This window comes from Priestia sp. TRN 1309 (genome assembly GCF_050846875.1).
Lineage (GTDB): Bacteria > Bacillota > Bacilli > Bacillales > Bacillaceae_H > Priestia > Priestia zanthoxyli.
On the sequence record NZ_JBOZGM010000001.1, the window covers coordinates 545,295 to 569,093 of the forward strand.

Genomic DNA, 23,799 nt, shown 5'->3' on the forward strand with positions numbered 1-23,799 from the left:
AGTGCATCGAAAAGTTGGGAGGAAATAGGCAGAAATGATAGAAAGATTTAGTGAAAAAGACATAAAGGGTTTGCTAGTGCTATCTAAGTTGGAAAAATGGGATTATAGCGAAGCGGATTTACATACGATTTTTTCAACTGGAGACGTATTTGGACATAGAAATGAGAAAGGTGACATTGTATCAAGCGTAGCAGTAGTTTTATATGAAAATCAGTCAGCTTTTATAGGAATGGTAATTGTGAGAAAAGATTATCGAAAACAAGGGTTAGCCGGGCAGCTCATGAAGCACTGTTTGCAAATTCTTTCTCCTGAGGTGAATGCCTACTTAATTGCGACAAAAGAAGGTGAGCACTTATATAAAAAAGCAGGGTTCAAAACCGTGGACTATGTAAGTAAATATATAAGCAGTGAATACATACCAAGAGCATTTAAAGCTTCAGGGTTTTATACACGATCCTTAACGAGAAGGGACTTCAAAGAGGTTTTAAAGCTTGATGAAGCAGCATTTGGAGATAATAGAAAGCTATTTTTAAAAAGTAGAATTCAGCAAGCTGAAAAAGCAGTTGTCTTACAAAACGAACAAAATAAAATAATGGGTTATGGTTTAGCGGTTCGTACCCCGAGCAATATCGTGATTGGTCCCGTAGTTGCTCCACACGCTGAAGCAGCAATGCTAGTCATTGATGAACTAGCGAAGAGTTACAAAGAAAAGCTGAGAATTGACCTGTCTTCTCATGAGGAAACGTTAAAGAAACTTGTGGAAAATCACGGATTTCAGCTTCAAAATGAGCCTCCTGTTATGGCGTATGGCGTCAATTCCCTATCTGCTAGACAGGGCAACCTTTTTGCTATAGCAGCTCAGGCGTTTGGATAAAAAGAAAGGAGAAGCTCCTTTCTTCGCGTCTACCGAATTCTCCCAATTTTAAACCCATTATCAATCTGATGAAAGCCGACTTTTGGATAGTAGTTCATTGCAGAAGGAGCGGAAAGTAAAATGAGCGCGGCTTCTTCACCGATTTCTGATTGAACGTGCTTGATGAGCTGTGTGCCGATTCCTTGATTTTGATAGTCTTTTACGACAGCTAAATCCGATAAATAGCAGCAGTAGCTAAAATCTGTTAACGCTCTGGCTATGCCAATGAGTTCGCTGTCTTTCCAAGCGGTAATGGTAAGGGAAGCATGATCAAGCATTCTTTGAATCCGATCAAGATCTTGTGCCGGACGTTTAATACCTGAATGTACAAACACTTCAGCAGCTTGTTCGGCACGGATTGAGACGTTGGTTTTGTAAGTAATGGTCATTGTGTCATCTCCTTGATTTATAAGATATAGTCCAGTATATGAAGAATCTGAACTGAGAATAAGTGTCAGAAACAGTAAATTTAATAGTGTCAGTTAGAAAGGAAAGAACATCATGTTAGAGTTAATGCCTTTGCTCGATAAAAGAAAAGCAGATCCCTTATACATGCAGCTTTATACTTACATAAAAAAACAAATTCAAAAAGGCACCATTCCGCCTCATGAAAAACTGCCTTCTAAACGAAAGTTAGCTCTTCATTTAAGCATTAGCCAAAATACGGTTGAAGCGGCTTATGTACAGTTAGAAGCTGAAGGCTATATCGAGATACTAGCCAGGAAAGGAGCATTTGTAAAAGAGATAAAAAATGAAGTCGTGCTTCAAAAACAGCCTCCCGCCTATGTCTCTTTACCGCAAGAAGAAGGGAAATCAACTGTCATTGACTTTAGCCATGGAAAGGTAGACGTAGAAAAATTTCCGTATAACACGTGGAAAAAGCTAACGGTTCAAACAATTTATCATGATGAAAGCCAGCTTTTTTATAGCGGACATCCACAGGGCGAACTGCTTCTTCGTCAAGAAATTGCAGCGTATCTTTATCATTCAAGAGGAGTGCGCTGCACAGCGGAGCAAATTGTGATAGGTGCAGGTACACAGTACCTCATGTGGCTGCTTTCTGTCATTCTAGGAAAAGAAAAGATAATTGGGTTCGAAAACCCAGGCTTTCACCGAACGAGGCACGTTTTTCAAGAACAAGGCATGTCGGTCGTCCCTATTTCTCTTGATAGTTCTGGCTTGAAAGTGAAGGAACTGAAAGAAAGCGGAGCGGATGCGGTGTACATTACGCCGTCTCATCAATTTCCTGTTGGGATGGTCATGCCGATAGCAAGAAGACTTGAACTATTAGAGTGGGCGGCAGAAACGAATGGCTATATCATAGAGGATGACTATGACGGAGAATTTCGCTATAAAGGAAAACCGATTCCGGCCCTTCAAGGATTAGATCAAGACGATCGCGTTATTTATACGGGTACGTTTTCAAAATCGTTGATGCCTTCTCTTCGAATAAGTTATGCCGTGCTGCCACACCGGCTTCTTACAAGTTATATGAAACACTGTGGACTTTTTAAACAGCCTGTTTCAAGGCTTCATCAGCATACGCTTTTTCTGTTTATGAAAGAAGGGCACTGGGAACGTCACTTGAATAAAATGAGAACAGCATACCGTAAAAAACAAGCGCTGCTGCTAGATTGTTTGACTACTATTATGGGAGAACGTGTAGATGTTATTGGAGAACATTCTGGCTTGCATATTCTTCTTAAGGTAAAAAAAGGAATGAGTGAACAGAAACTAATAGAAGCAGCTGCCAAACAAGGGGTAACGATTTATCCAACATCTATTTATTATCATAGTGCGGGTGAAAACAACACGCCCTATGTATTGCTTGGATTTGCAGGACTGTCTGATGGAGAAATAAAAACAGGTGTAAACCTGCTGTTTAAAGCTTGGTTTGAACAGAAGGATTGAGAGGTACGCTGGGGGGATTTCTATGAAAGTAAAGCGGAAATTGTTTGGTTTATGGACAGGAGAGCTTACGGCAGCTTTACTGTTTGCTGCGCTGTGGATAGGGTACTTAAATGAGTTTTCTCATCTGGCTTTTTATTTAACAACGTTTTCAAGTGTGTATGCTTTTATTATACTTGAGTTTATCCTGTTTCAAGGAAGCTTGTACTGGTTTATGAAATGGAGGCGGGTGAGCCGAAAAGAAGATTCTCATTTGCCCTCCAGCTACATTCAGTTGTTTCTGCTTTTTAAAAAAATGAATAAAATTCTTCTTACGTTAGGTTTAGGTGTACTCATTTACCACTATATGCAGTTAGGGGTTAAGGGACTTGCTTTTTTTCTAGGCCTTTACGCGTTTGCTTGGATTGAATATATTAACTACTATGTGATTAGACTTTCTTATCAAAGTCCAAGTGAAATCAAAGAATTTTTTGAGCAAAAAGGCTTTAAACGATCTATTTTAGCGAGAGAAATAGATAAAAACCAGCGCGTTTGATTACACAGACTGCGCTGGTTTTTTTGTCTGGAAATCAAGGAATAAGGCAAGAGTCGATAAATTAGTGAACTTGAAGGTAAAGGAAAGTTTGATAGGAAGAAGATGCTTCTTGTAAGGAAGTAACAAATGTATAAAAAAGCGGTGTTACATTCATGCGGTTGTTTCTCGACCAGTCATGGTTTGCGAAAAATGATTTTCTTAGTTCGGCTGTGAGTTCAAGCTGCACTCCGGCTTTTAGCAGATTATCGTTCACAATGTTTTGTTCGCTTGTTCCCGCTATGTCAGAAGGAGCTTCACGGACGGTAAAGCCGTTTTTGCGCAGTGATTGCTTCATCAGCTCTTTATAAAGCTGATTTTTTCCACCTATATACACGATAGGCTGACTGCCGCTGTAGCCGTGAATCGTCAAAACGGACATGCTTTGCTGAGCCATTCCTCTAGCCGTCGGTTCATCAAAGTTTTCTGAGGTTATGTGCAGAACTCCGTTGTTAGTGGACTTGATGCCTTCAAATAAATAATAAGAAGCGGAAAAGCGATCGGCGAGTTCTTTGGCAACTTCTGATGTACCTGGTTCAATTCCGCCGCCGTGAATGGCCATAATGGATAAATAGCTAAAGCGCTGCTCGTAGCGAATGTCGTAGTCTTGGTGAAAAATTTCGTGCTGCTGCAGTTCTGCATAGGAAGAGTAATAGTCACCGCTTGCATAAGAAGGAGGGGGAATCAAAAAGCAGTACATCAAACATAGCAAAATGCTTGTACTCCATTTGAATAAACGGTTCATTAATAATCACCTCTATTTATTCTATGATAAATAGAGGTGATTATTAATTTTTTCGCTTTTTGATAAAATGCCAGTTTACTTGAAACTCAATAGGTTCTCGTTCTAACCGTCCCCACTCATCAAATCTGCTGTAATAATCGATAACTTTATCCACTTTGATTAGCCTCCACTTTAAAAATTAGTTATAGTAAATTATAACAAAAATAGAAATAGTTAATAGGTGCATTTGTGAAAAAGTGAAGAGAAAGAAGGAGAAAGAATGACCGCAGCTTTTATTAGTCGTCTAGCCCTATCAGGTTTGTTAGGAGCTTTGGTTGGTTTAGAAAGAGAGTTTAGAGCTAAAGAAGCAGGGTTTCGCACTCATTTTTTAGTTGCTGTCGGTAGCACGCTGATTATGCTAATTTCGAAATATGGCTTTTCAGATGTGCTTCATCAAGATCATATGGCTCTTGATCCGAGCCGGGTGGCCGCACAAGTAGTAAGCGGTATTGGTTTTTTAGGAGCAGGTATGATTATTATTCAAAAGCATCATATTAGAGGGCTCACAACAGCCGCAGGCGTATGGGCAACGTCGGGAATTGGTTTAACCATTGGGGCCGGTATGTATACAGTCGGCATTAGCGCAACTATATTAGTGCTGATTGGCTTAGAAATATTGAACGTAATGTTTACATCTCTTTCTACTCATTCCATTTTAATTAAGTTTCGTGCAGCAAATCAAGAGGATATTTATGAGCTGCTTGATAAGATTGAAAAAGAAAATATTATGATTTCGTCTTACGAAATTCACCAAGATCATCATCAAGGTGAGCTGCTCTATTTTGTTGAAATAAAAGGAAAGGCAAAAAAGAAAGGGAATAAAGTAGAATTGATTAAATCGATTCACTCTATGGCTCACGTGTTATTTATTGAAATTGAATAAGCATTCATTTATTTTTTCAAAAGAGACTGGAAGAAACGTATTTTAGTTGGCGGAACAGGTGAGACCCCGCAGGAGCGTAAGCGACGAAGAGGCTCAGCGGCCGCCCCCGGAAAGCGAAGCCTTGCACGGGAATTAACCTCGGTGTTAAAAGTAATCCATACTAACTCATTTATCCAATTTGTTCTCTCTATCTTGCTTAAACCGTTTTGCTGTGTTTTATCATAGCAAAAAAAGGCTATTACCTAAATATAGAGAATTTTACTGGAGGTTATAAAATGAAAATTGGAGTTGTAGGTGCTACAGGAAAAGCAGGAAGTTTTATCGTGAAAGAAGCTTTAAATCGCGGACATGATGTAACGGCAATTGTACGTGATGCGAGCAAAGTAGAGGAACGAGATGTTCGTACACTTGAAAAAGACATTTTTGATATCACGGCAAAAGATATCGAAGGTTTCGATGCCGTGGTCAATGCGTTTGGAGCTCCCGAAGGAAAAGAACATCTACATGTAGAAGCGGGGCAATCGTTAATTCATGTATTTAAACAAGCTCCGGACGTTCGTCTTCTTGTTGTAGGAGGAGCAGGAAGTTTGTTTGTAGATGAAGAGAAAACGACGCGTCTAGCAGATACGCCTGATTTTCCAAAAGAGTACAAAGCGACAGCTGACAACCAAGCCCAAAATTTAAAAGACTTAGAAAGTACAAGCGATATTAATTGGACGTTCATTAGCCCAGCAGCATTTTTTAATCCTTCAGGAAAACGAACGGATGCTTATAAAACAGGGAAAGATCATGTTATTTTAAACTCAGAAGGAAACAGCCATGTCAGCTATGCGGATTACGCCATTGCAGTTATTGATGAAATTGAGCGAGGAGAGCATGTAAACGAACGCTTTACCGTTGTATCCGACGCTAGATAAAGGAAAAGCCGCTTTATGCGGCTTTTTTTGTGCATGTTATACTATGGAAAAAGAAAAGGAGTCCAGCAGAAAATGGAGAATAAAGAAAACGTAGCACTAACGTTTTATAGTGAAGCCTACCAGTCATCTATACATAGCTATACGCTGCCTGAAGAGCAGCTTATTTACACGGCACTTCCCGCTGAAGCTATAGCTAAGTGTAAGCAGGAAAGAGATAGAACGCCCGTTTTGATTTTGGCAGAAAACAAACTAGCCGGCTTTTTCGTGCTCGACGCAGGGGAAGCCGTGAAAGAATATACCGAGGGATCCGGCGCGCTTTTAATACGGTCTTATTCCATTCATCCTGATTATCAAGGAAAGGGAGTTGGCAAAAAGTCATTGAAACTTCTTCCTTCTTTTATCAACCATCACTTTCGCACTAAAAATAAAGTGGTGCTAGGCGTGAACCATAAAAACACGGCGGCGCAGCACCTATACAAACGATGCGGCTTTGTCGATACAGACCGGCATGTTTTTGGAAGCCAAGGAAAGCAGTTTGTTTATCAGATGAACATAAAAAAAGCTTGAACAAGAGTTCAAGCTTTTTTCTTATATAACAAGGAGAAAGCTAGAGCAAATAGGCAGCGCTACAAGGGACGTTTTTAATACGGGAGCAGGTACACGATTTGTAAATTTTGCTCCAATATATGAACCGACCATTGTGCCGACAACTACTTGAATCAACAGCGGGATATCTAAAAAGCCCTGCTGATAATAGCCCATTCCTCCGCCAATTGCAATCGGAATAATAACGAGCATCGTCGTTCCGGCCGACTGGCGAATAGACAAGCCTAACACCATCATAAGGCCAAGCTGGATAAATGGAGTTGAGCCAATTCCAAACATTCCGGACAGAGCGCCCGTAATTAAGCCGATTAGTAAAGAATAAACGACAAATTTAGCTCCTGTTGGAACAGTACGTTCTTTTTGCTGACGGGAAAATAAAAACATTCGCAGCCAAAGTAAAACACCAGATAATAAAAGCATGCCGGCTGTGAGCCATTTTAGCTCGCCTTCTGGGATAAAGGATGAAAGGTTAGACCCAATCCAAGCGCCTAATGCACCGAGGATACCAACAGAGATACCGGATTTTAAAGATACGTTACCTTCGCGATAATGACTGACGGCGCCAGATAAAGAAGAGAAAATCATTGCGGTAAGAGCCGTTGCGAGTGCAACGTGTACAGATACGCCGTACAGCAGCGTTAAAATTGAAATAATAAAACCTGATCCGCCTGCTCCGACAAATCCTAAGATCAGTCCGACGGCTAACATTGTTAAAATAATTGAAACATCCATAAACGAATTCCTTCTTTCAACACTTATTCTATGCAGACACATAACATTTTCGGCAAGTGCTACGTTCTTCATTTAAACATGAATTTTTTATGACGTCCAATGTATAATTTATATGAAATCGATAGTATTATGTAATAAGTAAAGGATGTGAAAAAAATGGAATGGCAGCAGCTCGAATATTTTAATGTTGTAGCTCAAACGGAACATTTCACAAAGGCAGCGGAACAATTATCAATTGCGCAGCCTACGCTCAGCCGCTCAATTTCTAAATTAGAATCAGAGCTTGGCGTACCGCTATTTGAACGAAAAGGAAGGCAAGTTATTTTAAATCGATACGGAAGGCTTTTTTATGAACGAACGGCTAAAGTATTAAACGAAATGGAAGAAGCGAAACGTGAGCTTTCAGATTTGATTCATCCTCATCGCGGCAGCATTTCGTTTGCTTTTTTAAAATCATTAGGCGCTTCGTCCGTCCCGAAACTAGTTCATGCTTTTTTACAAGAGTATCCGAACGTTCAATTTCAAATTTTTGAGAACGCTACGAACATCATGCTCGATCAGCTTCAAACGGGAGAAATTGATTTTTGTATGTCTTCCGTAACGGAATCTAGGGCAGGAATTCAGTGGGAATATTTATGGAAAGACGAGCTGTACGCGTATGTCCCTGATACGCATTCTTTTGCCTCAAGACAAGTGCTTTCGATTTCAGAGTTGGCTCATGAATCGTTTATCGCGTTAAAAAAAGGATACGGAAGCCGAACAATTTTTGATCAGCTGTTCGAAGAAGCTGAAATTGTCCCAAATATTACGTTTGAAGGAGAAGAATTTTTGACGGTGATTGGTTTTGTAGCGGCTCATTTAGGGGTTGCCTTGCTTCCTGAAATAAAGGGAGTGGACTTGCGAGGCATTAAAAAAATAAAGCTCAAAGAAGACACAGCTTCAAGGGTAATTGGGATTGCGTGGAACAAGGATAAATACTTAACTCCTGTTGCGAAAAAGTTCCAGGAATTTTTAATTCAGTATTTCAAAGACCATCATACAGGAGGAAAACGATGAAGAAAATTGCTTGCCTGCACGCTCATCATTCGAACATCTCTTATATAGAAAAAGCGCTGCCGTTTGCGAGCTGTATGCATTTCGTAGACCCTGGACTTGTACATCGGGTAAAAACCGATCCTAAATTTGCAGCGGAGTCAGCAGGTGCAAAAGTAGAGAAGCAGTTAAAGTGGATGGAAGAATGTTCAGCGGATGCCATTTTACTTACGTGTACGAATTACATTGCTCTTTTACCAGAAGCATTTACAAGTGATGTTCCAATTATTAAAATCGATGAGCCTTATTTTCGCCGAATATGTGAAATAGAAGAACCGCAGCTTATCGTGTTTACAAATCCGGAGACCGTAGAAGGAACGATGAAGCGTCTAGACGAATTTGCATTTTATCAAAATGTAAAGATAAAAGTTCACCCTGTTGTGATAGAAGGTGCTTTTGAACTAGTAATGACTGGAAACATAGAGAAGTATAAACAGAAGGTGAAACATGTCTTAGATGAGCTAGTAAAAGACCATAACACTGTTGTTTCAGTGGCGCAGCTCTCGATGGTAGAAGCGGCTGAGGAGGTAAGCGACCGTATTATTACGCCTCTTCAACCGTTAGCGGAAGAAGTAAGAAAAACAATTATTAGGTCATAAGAAATGAAAATAAGGAAAAATAAATGGTAAAATATTCACTTTATTTTGACAAAAATTTCATTTCCTTATATGATAAGTAGTGTTATAGAAACCACTTATTATATAGGGGAGGCATCGTTTTGTGAAGAAAGCAAATGCACGCGATAAGATTTTAGAAACAGCATCGCGGCTTTTTCAGCTGCAAGGCTATCATGCAACGGGATTAAATCAAATTATTAAAGAGAGCGGGTCGCCAAAAGGGTCTCTTTATTATTATTTTCCAAAAGGGAAAGAAGAACTGGCGATTCACGCTGTTCAATATACGAATAAATACGTCCAAGTTCAAATTAAAGAAAGTTTAAATAAATCTTCTGACGCGGCACAGGCTATTCAGTATTTTATTGAAGAATTGTCCAAGCAGTTTGAACACGAAGAAAGTATTGCTGGTATGCCTGTTGGACTGATGGCTGGAGAAACGGCGCTTATTAATGAACCGCTTCGCGAAGTCTGCTACGCAGCGTTTCAAGATTGGGAAAAACTTTTTAGAGAAAAAATGATAGAGAGCGGATTTCAAGATAAGCAGGCAGGAGAGCTTGCAGTTGTAATCAACTGTCTGATAGAAGGCGGTATTTTGCGTTCGTTAACAGAAAAAACGAGCGCTCCTTTGCAGCAGATTCAACAGCAGATTCCGGTTCTGATTCGCAAATAAAAAAAAGCTTTTCACTTTTAGAGTGGAAAGCTTTTTTTTATGGATTGACGGAATTTGGCATATATTGATAAAATTTAAAGGTGTATTTTCTGAAAATTCTATTTCTTGAAAAAGAAAGAAAGGAGTAGCGTGTGATTTTTACTATTATTCAAGCTGATGATACGTGGGCACTATGGGGAATTCTAGCGATTTGGGCTTCTGTTAGTATTTTTCTCGAACAAAAGTATAAGTGGGCTTCTTTTCTGTCAGGAGCTATTATTGCGCTAGCAGGAGCTCTTATCCTATCAAATTTAAAAATCATTCCAACAGAGTCTCCGGTTTATGATGCTGTTTGGGCGTATCTAGTACCGCTTGCCATTCCATTATTGTTATTTCAAGTCAATATGAAAGAATTATTTCAAGAAAGCCGGAAACTGCTTTTTATTTTCTTAATCTGTGCAGTAGGAACGGTTATAGGGAGCACGGCAGGCTTCTTGTTGTTAAAAGATTATATTCCTGAACTAGCAAAAATTGCAGCTGCTATCGGCGCTTCTTATGTAGGCGGAGGGGTTAACTTTGCTACCGTTACGGCCAAATTTGAACCATCAAGTCAAATGGTTTCCGCGACGGTGGTTGCTGATAATATGGTCATGGCTTTGCTATTTGCCGTGTATATGTTTGTTCCTTCTATGAAGTTTTTTAGAAAACATTTTAAGACGCCTCATATTCAAGAAGTAGAGGCCGGGCAATATGGAGAAAATGATCGTCATACGCTTGCAGAAAAATATTGGGCAAAAAAAGAAATTTCGTTAAAAGACGTGGCAGCTTCAATTGGTACATCATTTTTTCTAGTGGTTGTATCGTTTAAATTAGCCGAATGGTTTGGAACAATCATTCCAGCCGGTCCAAATGTTTCCGTAGTTCAAACGTTACTACATACTATTTTGAGCGAAAAATACTTATTGCTTTCCACACTTACGTTTCTTGTCATTTATCTGTTTCCTTCTTATTTTAAAAACATTAGCGGAAGCCAAGAAATCGGCACATACTTCATTTATATTTTCTTTGTTGTCATTGGAGTGCCGGCGTCCATTCCATTAATTGTTGAAAAAGCACCTCTTTTGATTCTATTTGTGCTCATTGTGGGGATGAGTAATTTGATAGTGGGACTGCTTTTAGGAAAAGTATTTAAAATTGATTTAGAGCATATTTTACTGGCGAGCAATGCAACCGTAGGGGGACCTACGACAGCAAGCGCGATGGCGATTGCTAAAGGATGGGGAAGTTTGGTTGGTCCTATCTTGGTAGTAGGAACGCTTGGCTATATTATTGGTAACTATATTGGCTTTGCACTTGGCTATTGGTACTTAACATTTTAAATAAAAAAACGCCTCCTCTGATGACTCAAAGGAGGCGTTTTTTTATTTAGCGTGCTTGACTGCTGAAGATTGATAAAAGCGACCTTTAAAGATATACGTAGCTGTAATAAATAAATAGATAGCTAATGTAATAGTCGTAATAACAACGGATGTTGTGCAGATAACACCAATTAAAATAGCGCTTAGTGCAATAAGGGCAGCCCACGTTGTATAAGGAAACCATTTAACAGAGTAGCTGCTCGATGCTTCTGGCTGAACTTTGCGGGACTTTAAGTGTGCAATCGCAATAATCAACCAAATAAACAATACCGTATACCCTAAAGATCCCATCAAATAATCAAATGTCTTACTTCCTGCAAATAAGGAAATCAACACGCCGACATAAAGGGATGATGTACACATTAAGATTGCATAGACAGGAACTTTGTTAACAGAAAGTTTCGAAAATATCTTCGGCACTCGACCGTCTACTGCTTGCGTATACAAAATACGTGATGAACCGTAAAGTCCTGAGTTCATAGAAGAAATAACGGCTAACAAGATCACGGCATTCATAATATGATCTGCTCCGGGAATGCCAATCATTTTAAATACCATTACAAAAGGACTTTGAGAAACGCCGTTCACTTCATTCCAAGGAATCAAGCTCACGATGATAAAAAACGGGAACAGATAAAAAGCAATGATACGCGTTAATGTACTGCGCACAGCCTTAGGTACTACTTTTTCAGGGTTTTTTGTTTCAGCTAGCGTTACTCCGATGATTTCAGTTCCACCGTATGAGTAGATGACAACTAACATCGCCGTAATTAGCCCGGTTGGTCCCTTTGGGAAAAAACCGCCGTGATCGCTTAAATTTGAAAAACCCGCTGCGGTATGATGACCGAATGATACAAACAATAATAAAAGTCCAGCGATAATAAAGATCACAATGACCGTGATTTTAATCAAAGCTAACCAGTATTCCGTTTCAGCAAATGCTTTAACTGAAAGCAAGTTAATGGCTGTAACAATAACGGATACGCCTAAAGCAAGCATCCAAATTGGGTAATCAGGAAGCCAGTACTGAATAAAAATAGCGGCTACAACGGCTTCAGCTGCAATGTTTAACACCCACATTTTCCAGTAAATCCAGTCCAAAAAGTAAGCGGGATAGCTTCCTAAAATCGACTGAACTAAATCACGAAACGTTCGTGCTTCACTATTTCGAACCGCCATTTCAGCAAGACCTTGCATGATGAATAGTAAAATAATTCCGCCAATTAAATAGGCAATAATAACTGATGGTCCTGCCATATCAATAGCCGAGCTGCTTCCTTTAAATAAACCAGCGCCAATTGCTCCACCTAGCGCCATCATCATAATGTGACGTGAAGTCATTGTTCGCTGCAAACCTTGGTTGTCCTTCTTCATGACTTTTCCCTCCACTTTTTTATAAAATAAAAAAAGCTTATCGTCTCCTACCTCATTATCAAATGAGAGAAGAGACGATAAGCTTTAGCTAACCGCGGTACCACTCTTGTTGGCTCTTAAAGAACCCTGCTTAAAACCTGATAACGAAGGTTAGACGTTAAAACTTAGAGAACACTTCTGCATTCTTTCTGAATTACCACTCCTGGGCGAGTTCAAAGTATTATTGGACTACGTCACACCAACCCGTAGCTCTCTTGACCGAATAATAAGCTTCTACTACTCCCAATCGCTGTGTTTTTGATTAAAATCTGAAAGTTCTTGATGAATAACCATTACTATACGTGCTTCTTTTTTCTTTGTCAACAGCTATTTTTGAAAAAATAAAAATGATTCTACTCTATTTTTATAGAACTCAGGACTGGTTATTTTGGTAAAAAAATCAGTCGTTTCACCTAATTTTCACCAAATCTGCTTACATTAAGAAATATGAAAAAGGAGTTGTTTTGACAAATACATAGGTGAGGAGAATGAATAGAGTGAAAAAGATGATGTACGTCCGGTTTGGACTGGATCTTTTAATGGCCGTTACGTTTGTTTTGTTTTTTAACAAGCAAGTATTGGGAGGGTTAACATTTCATGAAATTGCGGGGTTGGCGATTGCCGTCGCCTTTTTTACCCACGTGCTGCTAAACTGGCAGTGGGTAAAGAAAGTTACGGTTAAATTATTTGACCGCAGGCTTCCGCGCAGAACAAAGCTCGGTTACTTTTTAAATATCATGCTGTTGGTTACGATGTCATTTATTATGATTAGCGGTATTTTTATTTCAAGAGTAGTATTTCCAAATATTAATGTTGGGAACGAACAGTGGTTTAAGGTTTCGCATATTTCCGTATCATTTTTAGTGTTAATTTTAGTAGCCACTCATATAGGTCTTCATTGGCAATGGGTTATAAATGTATGTAAAAATATGACGAAATTCAAAAAGTCAAAGAAAAGCTTGAGCATAGCAGCTAAGCTCACAACCGCTGCGCTGTTAGTCATTGGCATATACGCAATAAATGAAACGGGTTTTCTTGGAAAACTTGGAGGAGTAGCGAGAGTACTGAATGTAAGTTCCTCAGATATGCCGCAAAAAGGCGGTGGGAAGCCGGATTTTGATCGCCATTCATTTAGCGAGAACAAATCTTCTGCGACGGCATCTGCTGGTCACGAACGTCCAAACTTTGATCACGATGGCGGAGGTCCGGAAAGAGGAATGAAAGGAAAAGAAAGCGGTTTTGAAAGTCCAAATCCTTTTGTTGTAATCGGTACTTATTTTGCTATTATGTCAGTTTTTATTATTGTTATTTATTATATTGAAAAAATATTAGCAGGTGTGAAGAGACGTAAAAAAATAACGGGTCCTGCTGCGGAAATTTAAAATGAAAAAGCTTTCTATTTCACCGTTTTTTCATCGTATAGAAGTAAAATCATTTATGTAAAAGCGAATGCTTTGCAAAATTAAAATGAGAGAACCTTAGGTGGTGGAGATCGTGAAACAACATACACAGCCTGAAACGGAACATAAGAAAAATTGGTTTATTAATGCGCTATTGAATTTTGGTATTTATAAAAAAGGAAATCGGCATCTATACGAACTGACACTTCAAGAGTTAGAAGCTCAATACGTAAAAGTAAAATCATTCATGTATAATCAGGAACCTCTTTCGCAATGATAAAAAGGCACTCAGTGTATGAGTGCTTTTTTGTGTTAGAAAGTCTTATTCTTTGACAGGTAAAACTGTACAGATTAAAATCACAGTATATTTTAAAGTTACAGTTTTAAATGACACATATTATTAGGAAGGAAAACAGTCTCTACCTATAATATGCCACTATTTTTGACCGTATCATTTTTGGAGGGAAATAAAATGACAAATAAAAAGTATGAGCCGCTTTTACAGCCATTTACTTTTTCAAATGGCATCAAATTAGATAACCGCGTTATTCTTGCTCCTATGACAAATTTTTCATCAAATGAAGATGGGACAGTATCAAATGCAGAAGTAGACTACTACGTACGACGTTCAAAAGGTGTTAGCATGGTCATTACAGCATGTACATACGGAACGGCGAACGGAAAAGGGTTTCACGGAGAGTTTGCTGCAGACAGCGATGAAATGATTCCTAGCCTGCGTCGATTAGCAACAGCCATTAAAGATCAAGGAGCAAAAGCAGTTCTTCAAATTTTTCACGGAGGCCGCATGTGTCCGCCTGAGCTTGTTCCAAATGGAGAGGTTGTTAGCGCAAGTGCTGTTGCTGCAGAACAAGAAGGAGCTCCGGTACCTCGAGAGTTAACAAATGAAGAAATTGAAGGCATTATTCACGATTTTGGTGAAATGACGCGCCGTGCCATTGAAGCAGGATTTGACGGAGTTGAAATTCACGGAGCAAATAACTATTTAATTCAGCAGTTCTTTTCTCCGCATTCTAATCGCCGCGAAGATAAATGGGGCGGCAGCGTAGAAAAACGCTTAACATTCCCGCTTGCAATCGTAGACGAAGTAAAGCAAGCCGTTTCTAAGCATGCAAAAGAATCATTTTTAGTAGGCTATCGCTTCTCGCCAGAAGAGCCTGAAACGCCAGGAATTACAATGGCTGATACGTTGAAGTTAGTCGATGCACTAGCAGAAAAAGACCTTGATTACCTTCACGTATCGCTAATGGAATTCTGGTCAAAACCGCGCCGAGGCGTGGAAGATACTCGTTCACGTATTGAAATTATTCAAGAGCGAGTAGGAAGCCGCGTACCTGTGATGGGCGTAGGTTCTATTCATACAGCAGACGAAGCAGCAGCCGCTCTTGAAACGGGCATTCCACTGCTTGCGATTGGCCGCGAATTAATTATGGATCCAGACTGGGTTCAAAAAGTAAAAGAAGGCCGTGAAAATGAAATTGTGACAACATTAAGCAAAAAAGATCAGGAAAAGCTTGTGATTCCTGACCCGCTGTGGCAAGCCGTTATCAACACACCAGGCTGGTTCCCGGTTGAAGATTAAAAGAAAGGCAGAAAAGCGCAAAGACGATGGGACTGATCCCGTGTCTTTGCGCTTTTTGCTTTTTCATGGAATAACGCTTTTGAACCATTAATTTACAAATGGGCTTCTTTATGTTTGAATAGTAATAGTTTTCTGAAAGCGAGGTGAGAGAATGAAAGCAGAGCCAATGGTGAAAATGATGATTTCAATGAGTATTTTTGGTTCAATTGGCTTTTTCTCCACACAAACTGGACTGCCTTCTTTTGACTTAGTATTTGTTCGCTGTATTTGTGCAACGCTTTTTCTCGGAATGTGCTGGTTCGTAACGGGTGAATATAAAAGGGAAAAATGGAATGCTAAAGAAATAAAGCAGATTTTACTGTGTGGGATATTTCTTGTGTTTAACTGGGTGTTTCTATTTAAAGGATTTGAAATGATGTCCGTTACGGTTGCTATTTCTATTTATCATCTTGCACCCGTTTTAGTATTGCTTCTGGGGAGCTTTATGTTTAAGGAGAAATTAACGGTTCTTGGCGTGATGTCTATCTTCATTTGTTTTGGAGGAACACTTTTAATTATTGGAGTGGAGCAACTTATGATTGACGGCTTCATGTCTTCAGGAATACTCTGGGCGCTTTTAGCCGCTTTGTTTTATGCATGCACGACGCTGCTTGGTAAAGGCATTATTCATACGAGTGCTTATGCTGTTACATTTCTTCAGACTTTTTTAGGAATTTTTCTATTATTGCCGTTTGTTCATTTTACTGATTTTCATTTCCTAACAACGGCCAACTGGACATCTATTTTAGTAACAGGCTTTGTACATACTGGTTTAGTGTATTATTTGTTTTTCGACAGCCTGCGCTATTTAAAAACTCAGGTGATTTCGGTTCTGGTGTTTTTAGATCCAGCCGTTGCCATTTTATTAGATACAGCATTCACGGGATTTCGCCCTACGCTTTTGCAGCTTGCAGGCATTGTTTTGATCTTTTTAGGAATGCTTTTTACTTTGAAGCCAAAACCTTCATCTGAAAAAAATATTTCCAATAGCAAGATTAAAAAAATCACATAGAATTTCTATGTAATCTGCAGGTGTTCATTTATTAAAAAAGGGGAGCTAGTCATGAAAGTTAGTAAGCAAAACGCAGAACACTACGTGTGGGGAGGAAAATGCGATGGGTGGCACCTAGTGAAAAATAAAGACGTAAGTATTATTCATGAGCGCATGCCCCCTTATACGGAAGAGGTAAGGCATTATCACTTGAAAGCACATCAATTTTTCTTTGTACTAAAAGGAACAGCTGCTCTAGAAATAGACGGAGTTATTTACGATGTAAAAGCACACGAAGGAGTAGAAGTATTTCCTTCGATTCTTCATCAAATGATGAATCGTTCGAGTGAGGAGATTGAGTTTCTTGTGATTTCACAGCCTTTTGCACAAGGAGACCGCATAGCTGTTGATGAAGATAAAGACTAAGCATAGATAAGTCTATTTTTACTAGTCCTAACAGTAAGCGAAGAATACCGTCCAGTACAATAGTACCTTTTCATTCAGCAAGTGAAATATTATGCCTAATAAAATAAAAATACTTTTATTGCAGAGCAGAAATGTGGTAAATTAATATGTATGCAATATAGGGAGAACAAAATTTACAAATTAACAATTGTGTAATATTAACATCACGATAAAAAATAAGAGATTACAAGTTGAAATGTAAATTTTGTAGATGACTAAAAAAAGAGATGAAGATGATATTGTTTGACAAATTGAATCATTTTCAGGTAATCTTTTGCAGGACGTAACCGTTACGATTTAATGTAGGGGACTTTCCTGAGGTTAGCTGAACATGAAATCTCTACTTTTTAGTGAAAGGAATTTGAAAATGAAAAAACTATTTTCAAAGCCGTTGTTTTACTTTTTTATAGCGGTTTTATTCATGTGGATCAAGTCTTACATGTCTTACAAAGTGGAGTTCAACTTAGATATAAGTGACTCAATGCAAAAAACGTTATTGTTTATTAATCCAATTAGTTCAACTTTGATCTTTTTAGGGTTAGCATTGTTTGCAAAAGGGAAAAGAGCCATCGTTTGGACGCTTATCCTTAGTACAATCATGACGGTCATTTTGTACAGCAATATTTTATATTATCGATTCTTCAATGACTTTGTGACATTGCCTACTTTAACGCAAACAAGCAATGCGGGTCATTTAGGAGGCAGTATCGCTGATTTAGTAAAAGCTCACGATATTTTTTACTTTGTAGATATCGTTTTACTGATTGCGCTATTGTTTGTTAGAAAAATCGAATGGCCAAAAGCACGCCTTAAATTCCGCTATACGTTCATGGTACTAGCGGCAGGAGCTATCGCTTTTGCAATTAACTTGCACTATGCTGAAAAAGATCGCCCTGAATTACTAACAAGAACATTTGATCGCAACTACCTAGTGAAATATTTAGGAGCATACAACTACACGGTGTATGATGCAGTTCAAACGTTTAAAAACTCAAAGCAGCGAGCATTCGCAAGCAGTGATGACTTAACAACAGTGAAAAACTTCAGTACAAGTCACTATGCAGCTCCAAATATTGAGTATGCCGGTAAAGCAAAAGGAAAAAACATTATTAAAATTCATCTAGAATCATTTCAGTCGTTCCTGATTAACTACAAGTTAAACGGACAAGAAGTAACGCCGTTTTTAAACTCATTAGCAAATGGAAATGAATTTATGTATTTTGATAACTTCTTCCATCAAACAGGACAAGGTAAAACAGCTGATGCAGAGCTTATGATGGATACATCATTATACGGCTTGCCTCAAGGATCAGCATTTAGCTTAAAAGGCCGCAACACGTACCAAGCAGCACCAGCGATCTTAGATCAAGAGGGCGGCTATACAAGTGCCGTTTTACACGGAGACTATAAAACGTTCTGGAACCGTAATGAAATTTATAAACAGTTCGGTGTGGATAAATTCTTTGACGCAAGTTATTACAATATGACTGGTGATAACAAAGTAAACTATGGATTAAAAGATAAGCCATTCTTCAAAGAATCTATGCCAATGCTACAGTCATTGAAGCAGCCTTTCTATGCGCATATGATTACATTAACAAACCATTTCCCATTTGTCCTTGATAAAGGCGATGCTAGCATTGAGCCGGCAAACACAGGAGATGGAACGGTAGACCGTTATTTCCAAACGGCTCGTTATTTGGATGAATCACTGCAAGAATTCTTTACAGAGCTAAAAGCTTCAGGCTTATATGACAACTCAGTTATTATGATTTACGGTGACCACTACGGTATTTCTGAAAATCATAACAAAGCAATGGAAAAAGTTCTTGGCGAGAAAATTACGCCATATAAAAACGCTCAGCTTCAACGCGTACCGTTCTTCCTTCACGTACCAGGCGTAAAAGGTGGAGTGAACCATACGTACGGCGGTGAAATTGACGTAGTACCTACGCTTCTTCACTTAGTGGGAATTGATAGTAAAGAGTATGTTCAATTCGGTACAGATTTATTATCAAAAGACCATGATCAGGTAGTAGCATTTAGAAACGGTGATTATGTTTCTCCGAAATACACGTCAATTGACGGCAAGTATTACGATACAAACACAGGAGAAAGAATCACAGCAACAGATGAAGCGAAAGCTTATAAAAAGAAAGTTGGAAGAGAGCTAGAACTTTCTGATAAAGTGTTATACGGTGATTTATTACGATTTAATAAATTAGATGACTTTAAACCGGTCGATCCATCAAAATACATGTATGGAAAAGACCAAGAAACAGAAAAATAATGTAAGCTTTCACACCATACAATCCAAACAAGCAAGTAGAGGAGCTTTTTAAAAGCTTAGCTACTTGCTTGTTTTATGAGAACTTCATTGAAAAAGAAAGCTGGTGACAGAAACGTGGAGCGAACAAGACGCAAAAGAAGAAGAAGAGTTCGATGGGGCAGAGTGTTCTTTGCTTTGTTGTTCCTTTTTATTATCGTTGGGGGCATATACAGCTATTTCCAATATAAGCAAGGGCTATCGATAGCAAGCGATGGTAAATTTGCGGATGACGGCACGACATTTGAACAGTTTCAAGGCAGTCTCCCGAATAACGGAGAAGTAAATATGCTGCTGTTAGGAAGTGACTCGCGCGGGGAAAAGCATTCTCGTACAGACTCTATTTTAATTGCTCACTACGATTCTAAAAGCAAACACCCGAAAATTGTTTCTCTTATGAGGGATATGTACGTGGATATTCCAGGACACGGCAAGCAAAAGCTGAATGCTGCTTACGCGTTCGGAGGTCCTGAGCTGCTGCGTCAAACGATCAAACAAAATTTTGATATTGATATTAACTATTATGCAGTTGTGGACTTCGAAGGATTTTCAAAAATTGTAGATACGATTGCGCCTGATGGCATTGAAGTAACCGTGCCTCACGATATGTCTTCGGGAATTGGTATGACGCTTCACAAAGGTACCCAAGTTTTACACGGTGAACAGTTGCTTGGCTACGTACGTTTTCGCCATGATAACATGAGTGATTTTGGACGCGTTCAGCGCCAGCAAGAAGTCGTTTTAAAGCTCAAAGATGAAGTAGCAAGCCTAAACAGCGTGTTTAAAATACCGAAGCTTCTCGGCGTAATGGATCCTTACATCGATACAAATTTAGATACAAAAAGCATGATGCTTCTAGCTAAAGATGTGGTAACAGGAAACATGAAAGACGTTCAAAGCCTACGACTGCCTTTAGACGGATCATTTGAAAACAAAACGTATAGCGGCGTTGGTATGGTGCTTGATATTGATTTAGATAAAAATAAAGAAGCGCTGCAAGAATTCTTAAATGACAAATAAAGAAAAGCCTCGAGACGCATGTCTCGAGGCTTTTTCCTTATACATAGACGATGATGCGTTTGAATGACGTAATTAAACTGGTCACTATACCAGAGCATACAACAATGAATAATGAATAAATAGCTGTATCGTTTTGAAGCAGTAAAATACCTGAAATAATAATAGATGCGTCAATCACTAAAATGATGATGCCAGGGTTTAAAGATAACCATTTTGCAAGTATCAGAGAAAATAAGTCGACCCCGCCTTGACTTGCGTGCTGCCGGAGCATGATGCCAGTTCCAATTCCGTTAAAAACGCCTCCAAGGCAAGCGCTTAAGATAATGGGAAGGTGAAAAATTCCATGAAGCGGAAACAGCAAATCAATCATAACGGCTGAGAGAACCATGCCATAGATAGCATTTAAAAAATAAGAGCGGTTAAAACCTAGAGCGAGAAGGTAAATCGGCAAGTTTAAGCAAAAAATCATCACGCCTACTTTATAGCCAAGTAAATAATTAATGATTAAGCTAATTCCCGTAATGCCTCCTGTTACAAGCTGAAGCGGAAGAATAAAAACGTTAATTCCAATACTAACAAACACACTGCCAATTCCAATTGCAATTAATTTTTTGTACATGCTGTCTCATCCTTGTCTATGAATCTCTTTATATGTATATGAAGACAAGCAGAGTTTCAGCACAAAGACTGCTTCAGAAACCATAATGCACGGATTAAATATATGCAAAGGAAGCTGTTTCGCAATGCAAATGTGTTGCATAAACATTCTTCACCATAGACAATAAGAATTAACGAAGAAGGTAAATGGAGGAGAAAAAATTGATCGTTCGAAAAGCTAGAGAAGAAGAAACATCATCTATTGAAACAGTAACGCTTGCTGCTTATGAGCAATATGCAGCTGTAAAATCGGAAGCACACTGGAAAAGATATCGAAAGGGAATTTTACATACCCTGAGTGAAGAAAAGAAATTTGAATGCATGGTAGCTGAAATCGATGGAGAAATGGCAGGAAGCGTTTTGTTTTATCCGCCGAATACGGATGTATATGGAGGGTTATTAAAACCATTTCCATGGGCTGAAATTCGTCTGCTGGCAGTTGCTCCATCTCATCGCCGAAAAGGAGTCGCCAATGCGCTTCTTGAAGCGTGTGAAAAAAAATCTCGGGAGCTAGGGTGTTCTTATTTAGGTTTACATACAGATCATTCAATGGAACATGCCATTAAGCTGTACACTAAAAGAGGTTACGTTCGCTTTCCTGATAACGATTTTTATCCGGTAAAAGATTTGCATGTTATGGCATTTAGAAAATCAGTTTAATAAAAAAGCCTTTGAAATCATTGACTTCAAAGGCTTTTTTATTTATATAACGTAACGATTCCAGTGGCGGTGAGCTGAAACAGCTTCAACAAATTCATCTGTAAAACGTGTAGAATCTCCAGTTACGACACCGGGACTACTATCTAAGCCAGCAGCTTTTAGCCACTTAATACCTTCATCTGTGGCGCCAATTGGTTTAAAATGCTCGAATGCTTCTTGAGCAAACGTCAGTGCTTCTTTACGAAACTTCTCATCAGCTGACGAACTTCCGACAACATAAACCGCATCGAATAAGACAGAATCACTTGTTAAGAACGTGTGCTGTACTTCAAGTTCTGACCCGTCTGTTCCTTTTACGTTTTGGAGGGTTGTGCTTACAATTTCAGGCTGAATGCCCTGTTGTTTTAAACTGTTTAACACTTGTGGTAGGTCACCGCTAAAGTCATTAGCTACAATGACAGCTACTTTACGCGTATTCGGCTTTTTAATCGTCTGTTCCTGACTAAGAGCCGGAGACGACTTGGTCACTGGCGCGTCTTCTCCCGATGGAGGCGTTGCACCAATCGCTTGTGCCACTTGTTTAGCTAGCACTGTACTGACGTTGGCAAACATATCAACAACCTGTTGCTGAACAGACTTGCTTTTCACTTTTCCAAGCTCAAAGCTGAAAGCACTGATAATATGCTCTTTTTCTGGGTCGCTCATGCTATTCCAAAATAGCTTTGCCTGTGAAAAGTGGTCTTTAAAACTTTCGCTTCGGCTTCGAACTTTTCTTCCTTCCACTTTTTCTTGGTAGTGAGCATAACCGCCTTCTGCCTCTGGGACAGGAGCCGGCGTATTGGCTGCAAGAGAGTTTCTGTGGTAGCTGACAGGCCCTTTGTTGATCGTTTGACGTCCGTAACCGTCTCGTTGATTGTTATGAAACGGGCATACTGGACGGTTGATTGGAAGTTCGTGAAAATTCGGACCACCAAGACGAATAAGCTGGGTATCCGTGTATGAAAACAATCTTCCTTGTAAGAGAGGATCATTGGAAAAATCAATTCCCGGTACCACATGCCCCGGATGGAATGCGACTTGTTCCGTTTCGGCAAATACGTTGTCTACATTTCGATTTAAGGTCATTTTTCCAACCAATTTGACGGGAATGTCTTCTTCTGGCCAAAGCTTAGTTGGATCAAGAATGTCAAAGTCGAATTTAAATTCATCTTCCTGAGCTATGATTTGAATGCCTAGCTCATATTCAGGGTAGTCTCCGTTTTCAATTGACTCCCATAAGTCGCGGCGATGAAAATCAGGATCTTTCCCAGAAATGGTTTGAGCTTCGTCCCAAACGAGGGAATGAGTTCCGAGTACAGGCTTCCAGTGGAATTTGACAAAATGAGCTTTTCCTTCTGCATTAACTAAGCGAAAAGTATGTACGCCGAAGCCTTCCATCATACGTAAGCTGCGAGGAATTGCGCGGTCTGACATTGTCCACATGACCATGTGGGCAGACTCTTGATTATTAGCGACAAAATCCCAAAACGTATCGTGTGCTGAAGCCGCCTGAGGCATTTCGTTGTGAGGCTCAGGCTTAACAGCATGAATTAAATCTGGGAATTTAATTGCATCTTGGATGAAAAACACGGGAATGTTATTGCCAACTAAGTCATAGTTTCCTTCTTCTGTATAAAATTTTGTTGCAAAACCACGTGCGTCGCGAACCGTTTCAGCTGAACCTTTAGAACCTGCTACAGTAGAAAAACGGACAAATACAGGTGTTTTTACAGACGGATTCTGTAAAAATTTAGCTTTTGTATATTCACTGAGCGAGTCATACAGCTCAAATTCTCCGTGAGCAGCGAAGCCTCGTGCATGAACGATGCGTTCAGGAATGCGCTCGTGGTCAAAATGCGTCATTTTTTCACGGAAATGAAAGTCTTCCATAAGGGTTGGACCACGTTCGCCTGCTTTTAAAGAAAATTCATCTTCGGAAAGCTTTAACCCTTGATTGGTTGTGAGCGCTTGGTTTCGATCGTCTGTTTTAAACTGCTCGAGCTGTTCTTGCTTGCTTTTTTCATTTACAGGGTGCTTTTTTGTCATACTTGTCTTCCTCCTTGATCTTCAGTTAATAATCATTACAAAATGTGTACCCT

General features: G+C 39.3%; 24 protein-coding genes, 1 pseudogene and 1 other annotated feature. Of the genes and pseudogenes, 18 read left to right on the top strand and 7 right to left on the bottom strand.

Features of this window, described 5'->3' with window-relative positions:
- Positions 1–34: 34 nt before the first annotated feature.
- Positions 35–874 carry a GNAT family N-acetyltransferase gene (locus ACRPLQ_RS02795; protein ID WP_034270652.1) on the top strand — a complete coding sequence of 280 codons (840 nt, stop codon included), beginning with the start codon at positions 35–37 and terminating at the stop codon, positions 872–874.
- Positions 875–903: 29 nt separating this feature from the next.
- Here ACRPLQ_RS02795 and ACRPLQ_RS02800 read toward each other — a convergent pair whose 3' ends face one another.
- Positions 904–1,302 carry a GNAT family N-acetyltransferase gene (locus ACRPLQ_RS02800; protein WP_034270649.1) on the bottom strand — a complete coding sequence of 133 codons (399 nt, stop codon included), beginning with the start codon at positions 1,300–1,302 and terminating at the stop codon, positions 904–906.
- 112 nt (positions 1,303–1,414) lie between these two features.
- On the opposite strand from ACRPLQ_RS02800, the gene ACRPLQ_RS02805 reads away from it, so the two are divergent.
- Positions 1,415–2,824, top strand: coding sequence for a PLP-dependent aminotransferase family protein (locus ACRPLQ_RS02805; RefSeq protein WP_049166046.1), 1,410 nt, complete (start codon positions 1,415–1,417; stop codon positions 2,822–2,824).
- Positions 2,825–2,846: 22 nt separating this feature from the next.
- Positions 2,847–3,356, top strand: a complete 510-nt coding sequence (locus ACRPLQ_RS02810; protein WP_034270643.1) for a hypothetical protein — start codon at positions 2,847–2,849, stop codon at positions 3,354–3,356.
- A gap of 61 nt (positions 3,357–3,417) precedes the next feature.
- Here the strand turns inward: ACRPLQ_RS02810 and ACRPLQ_RS02815 are convergent, their stop codons facing one another.
- Positions 3,418–4,137 carry a poly-gamma-glutamate hydrolase family protein gene (locus ACRPLQ_RS02815; protein ID WP_034270640.1) on the bottom strand — a complete coding sequence of 240 codons (720 nt, stop codon included), beginning with the start codon at positions 4,135–4,137 and terminating at the stop codon, positions 3,418–3,420.
- A gap of 55 nt (positions 4,138–4,192) precedes the next feature.
- Positions 4,193–4,291, bottom strand: a pseudogene (locus ACRPLQ_RS02820) (class I SAM-dependent methyltransferase); the annotation flags it as partial.
- 105 nt (positions 4,292–4,396) lie between these two features.
- On the opposite strand from ACRPLQ_RS02820, the gene ACRPLQ_RS02825 reads away from it, so the two are divergent.
- From ACRPLQ_RS02825 to ACRPLQ_RS02835, 3 genes are all read left to right on the top strand, one after another.
- Positions 4,397–5,059, top strand: coding sequence for an MgtC/SapB family protein (locus ACRPLQ_RS02825; protein WP_034270637.1), 663 nt, complete (start codon positions 4,397–4,399; stop codon positions 5,057–5,059).
- A 275-nt stretch (positions 5,060–5,334) separates the two neighbouring features.
- On the top strand, positions 5,335–5,976 hold the full coding sequence (locus ACRPLQ_RS02830; protein WP_224980515.1) for an NAD(P)-dependent oxidoreductase: 642 nt from the start codon (positions 5,335–5,337) through the stop codon (positions 5,974–5,976).
- Positions 5,977–6,048: 72 nt separating this feature from the next.
- The gene (locus ACRPLQ_RS02835; protein ID WP_432235657.1) at positions 6,049–6,543 is read left to right on the top strand and encodes a GNAT family N-acetyltransferase; all 495 of its coding nucleotides are present in this window, start codon (positions 6,049–6,051) and stop codon (positions 6,541–6,543) included.
- Positions 6,544–6,564: 21 nt separating this feature from the next.
- On the opposite strand, the gene ACRPLQ_RS02840 is transcribed toward ACRPLQ_RS02835, so the two are convergent.
- Positions 6,565–7,314 (bottom strand): sulfite exporter TauE/SafE family protein, encoded by a 750-nt coding sequence (locus ACRPLQ_RS02840; protein WP_028415058.1) that lies wholly within the window; start codon positions 7,312–7,314, stop codon positions 6,565–6,567.
- Between the two features lie 156 nt (positions 7,315–7,470).
- Between ACRPLQ_RS02840 and ACRPLQ_RS02845 the strand changes: the two genes are divergently transcribed.
- From ACRPLQ_RS02845 to ACRPLQ_RS02860, 4 genes are all read left to right on the top strand, one after another.
- On the top strand, positions 7,471–8,370 hold the full coding sequence (locus ACRPLQ_RS02845) for a LysR family transcriptional regulator (protein ID WP_033579892.1): 900 nt from the start codon (positions 7,471–7,473) through the stop codon (positions 8,368–8,370).
- Entirely contained in the window at positions 8,367–9,005 is a 639-nt protein-coding gene (locus tag ACRPLQ_RS02850) for a hypothetical protein (RefSeq protein WP_033579893.1), read from the top strand. Before ACRPLQ_RS02845 ends, ACRPLQ_RS02850 begins: the two co-directional genes overlap by 4 nt.
- Before the next feature lie 121 nt (positions 9,006–9,126).
- Positions 9,127–9,693 (top strand): TetR/AcrR family transcriptional regulator, encoded by a 567-nt coding sequence (locus ACRPLQ_RS02855; RefSeq protein WP_098626892.1) that lies wholly within the window; start codon positions 9,127–9,129, stop codon positions 9,691–9,693.
- 131 nt (positions 9,694–9,824) lie between these two features.
- Positions 9,825–11,051 carry a DUF819 domain-containing protein gene (locus tag ACRPLQ_RS02860; RefSeq protein ID WP_098626891.1) on the top strand — a complete coding sequence of 409 codons (1,227 nt, stop codon included), beginning with the start codon at positions 9,825–9,827 and terminating at the stop codon, positions 11,049–11,051.
- A 42-nt stretch (positions 11,052–11,093) separates the two neighbouring features.
- Here the strand turns inward: ACRPLQ_RS02860 and ACRPLQ_RS02865 are convergent, their stop codons facing one another.
- Entirely contained in the window at positions 11,094–12,464 is a 1,371-nt protein-coding gene (locus ACRPLQ_RS02865; RefSeq protein WP_028415053.1) for an amino acid permease, read from the bottom strand.
- A gap of 67 nt (positions 12,465–12,531) precedes the next feature.
- Positions 12,532–12,763: a binding site (T-box leader), on the bottom strand.
- 237 nt (positions 12,764–13,000) lie between these two features.
- Between ACRPLQ_RS02865 and ACRPLQ_RS02870 the strand changes: the two genes are divergently transcribed.
- The 7 genes from ACRPLQ_RS02870 to ACRPLQ_RS02900 all read left to right on the top strand — a co-directional run bounded on the left by ACRPLQ_RS02870 (position 13,001) and on the right by ACRPLQ_RS02900 (position 20,344).
- The gene (locus ACRPLQ_RS02870; protein WP_432235658.1) at positions 13,001–13,885 is read left to right on the top strand and encodes a DUF4405 domain-containing protein; all 885 of its coding nucleotides are present in this window, start codon (positions 13,001–13,003) and stop codon (positions 13,883–13,885) included.
- A 109-nt stretch (positions 13,886–13,994) separates the two neighbouring features.
- Positions 13,995–14,180: a Fur-regulated basic protein FbpA gene (locus ACRPLQ_RS02875; RefSeq protein WP_033580328.1), complete on the top strand. Its 186-nt coding sequence runs from the start codon at positions 13,995–13,997 to the stop codon at positions 14,178–14,180.
- Between the two features lie 195 nt (positions 14,181–14,375).
- Complete coding sequence (locus ACRPLQ_RS02880) at positions 14,376–15,503, top strand: NADH-dependent flavin oxidoreductase (RefSeq protein ID WP_033579898.1); 1,128 nt, start codon at positions 14,376–14,378, stop codon at positions 15,501–15,503.
- A gap of 151 nt (positions 15,504–15,654) precedes the next feature.
- Positions 15,655–16,554, top strand: a complete 900-nt coding sequence (locus tag ACRPLQ_RS02885; RefSeq protein WP_432235659.1) for a DMT family transporter — start codon at positions 15,655–15,657, stop codon at positions 16,552–16,554.
- 51 nt (positions 16,555–16,605) lie between these two features.
- A complete protein-coding gene (locus ACRPLQ_RS02890) occupies positions 16,606–16,959 on the top strand; it encodes a cupin domain-containing protein (RefSeq protein ID WP_028415049.1) in 354 nt (117 codons plus the stop codon).
- A 406-nt stretch (positions 16,960–17,365) separates the two neighbouring features.
- Positions 17,366–19,288 (top strand): LTA synthase family protein, encoded by a 1,923-nt coding sequence (locus ACRPLQ_RS02895; protein WP_028410968.1) that lies wholly within the window; start codon positions 17,366–17,368, stop codon positions 19,286–19,288.
- Between the two features lie 87 nt (positions 19,289–19,375).
- Positions 19,376–20,344: an LCP family protein gene (locus ACRPLQ_RS02900; protein WP_028415047.1), complete on the top strand. Its 969-nt coding sequence runs from the start codon at positions 19,376–19,378 to the stop codon at positions 20,342–20,344.
- Positions 20,345–20,381: 37 nt separating this feature from the next.
- On the opposite strand, the gene ACRPLQ_RS02905 is transcribed toward ACRPLQ_RS02900, so the two are convergent.
- Positions 20,382–20,963: a YitT family protein gene (locus ACRPLQ_RS02905; protein WP_013058630.1), complete on the bottom strand. Its 582-nt coding sequence runs from the start codon at positions 20,961–20,963 to the stop codon at positions 20,382–20,384.
- Between the two features lie 200 nt (positions 20,964–21,163).
- Between ACRPLQ_RS02905 and ACRPLQ_RS02910 the strand changes: the two genes are divergently transcribed.
- On the top strand, positions 21,164–21,661 hold the full coding sequence (locus ACRPLQ_RS02910) for a GNAT family N-acetyltransferase (RefSeq protein WP_028415046.1): 498 nt from the start codon (positions 21,164–21,166) through the stop codon (positions 21,659–21,661).
- 42 nt (positions 21,662–21,703) lie between these two features.
- Here ACRPLQ_RS02910 and ACRPLQ_RS02915 read toward each other — a convergent pair whose 3' ends face one another.
- A complete protein-coding gene (locus ACRPLQ_RS02915; RefSeq protein WP_224980511.1) occupies positions 21,704–23,746 on the bottom strand; it encodes a catalase in 2,043 nt (680 codons plus the stop codon).
- Between the last annotated feature and the right edge of the window lie 53 nt (positions 23,747–23,799).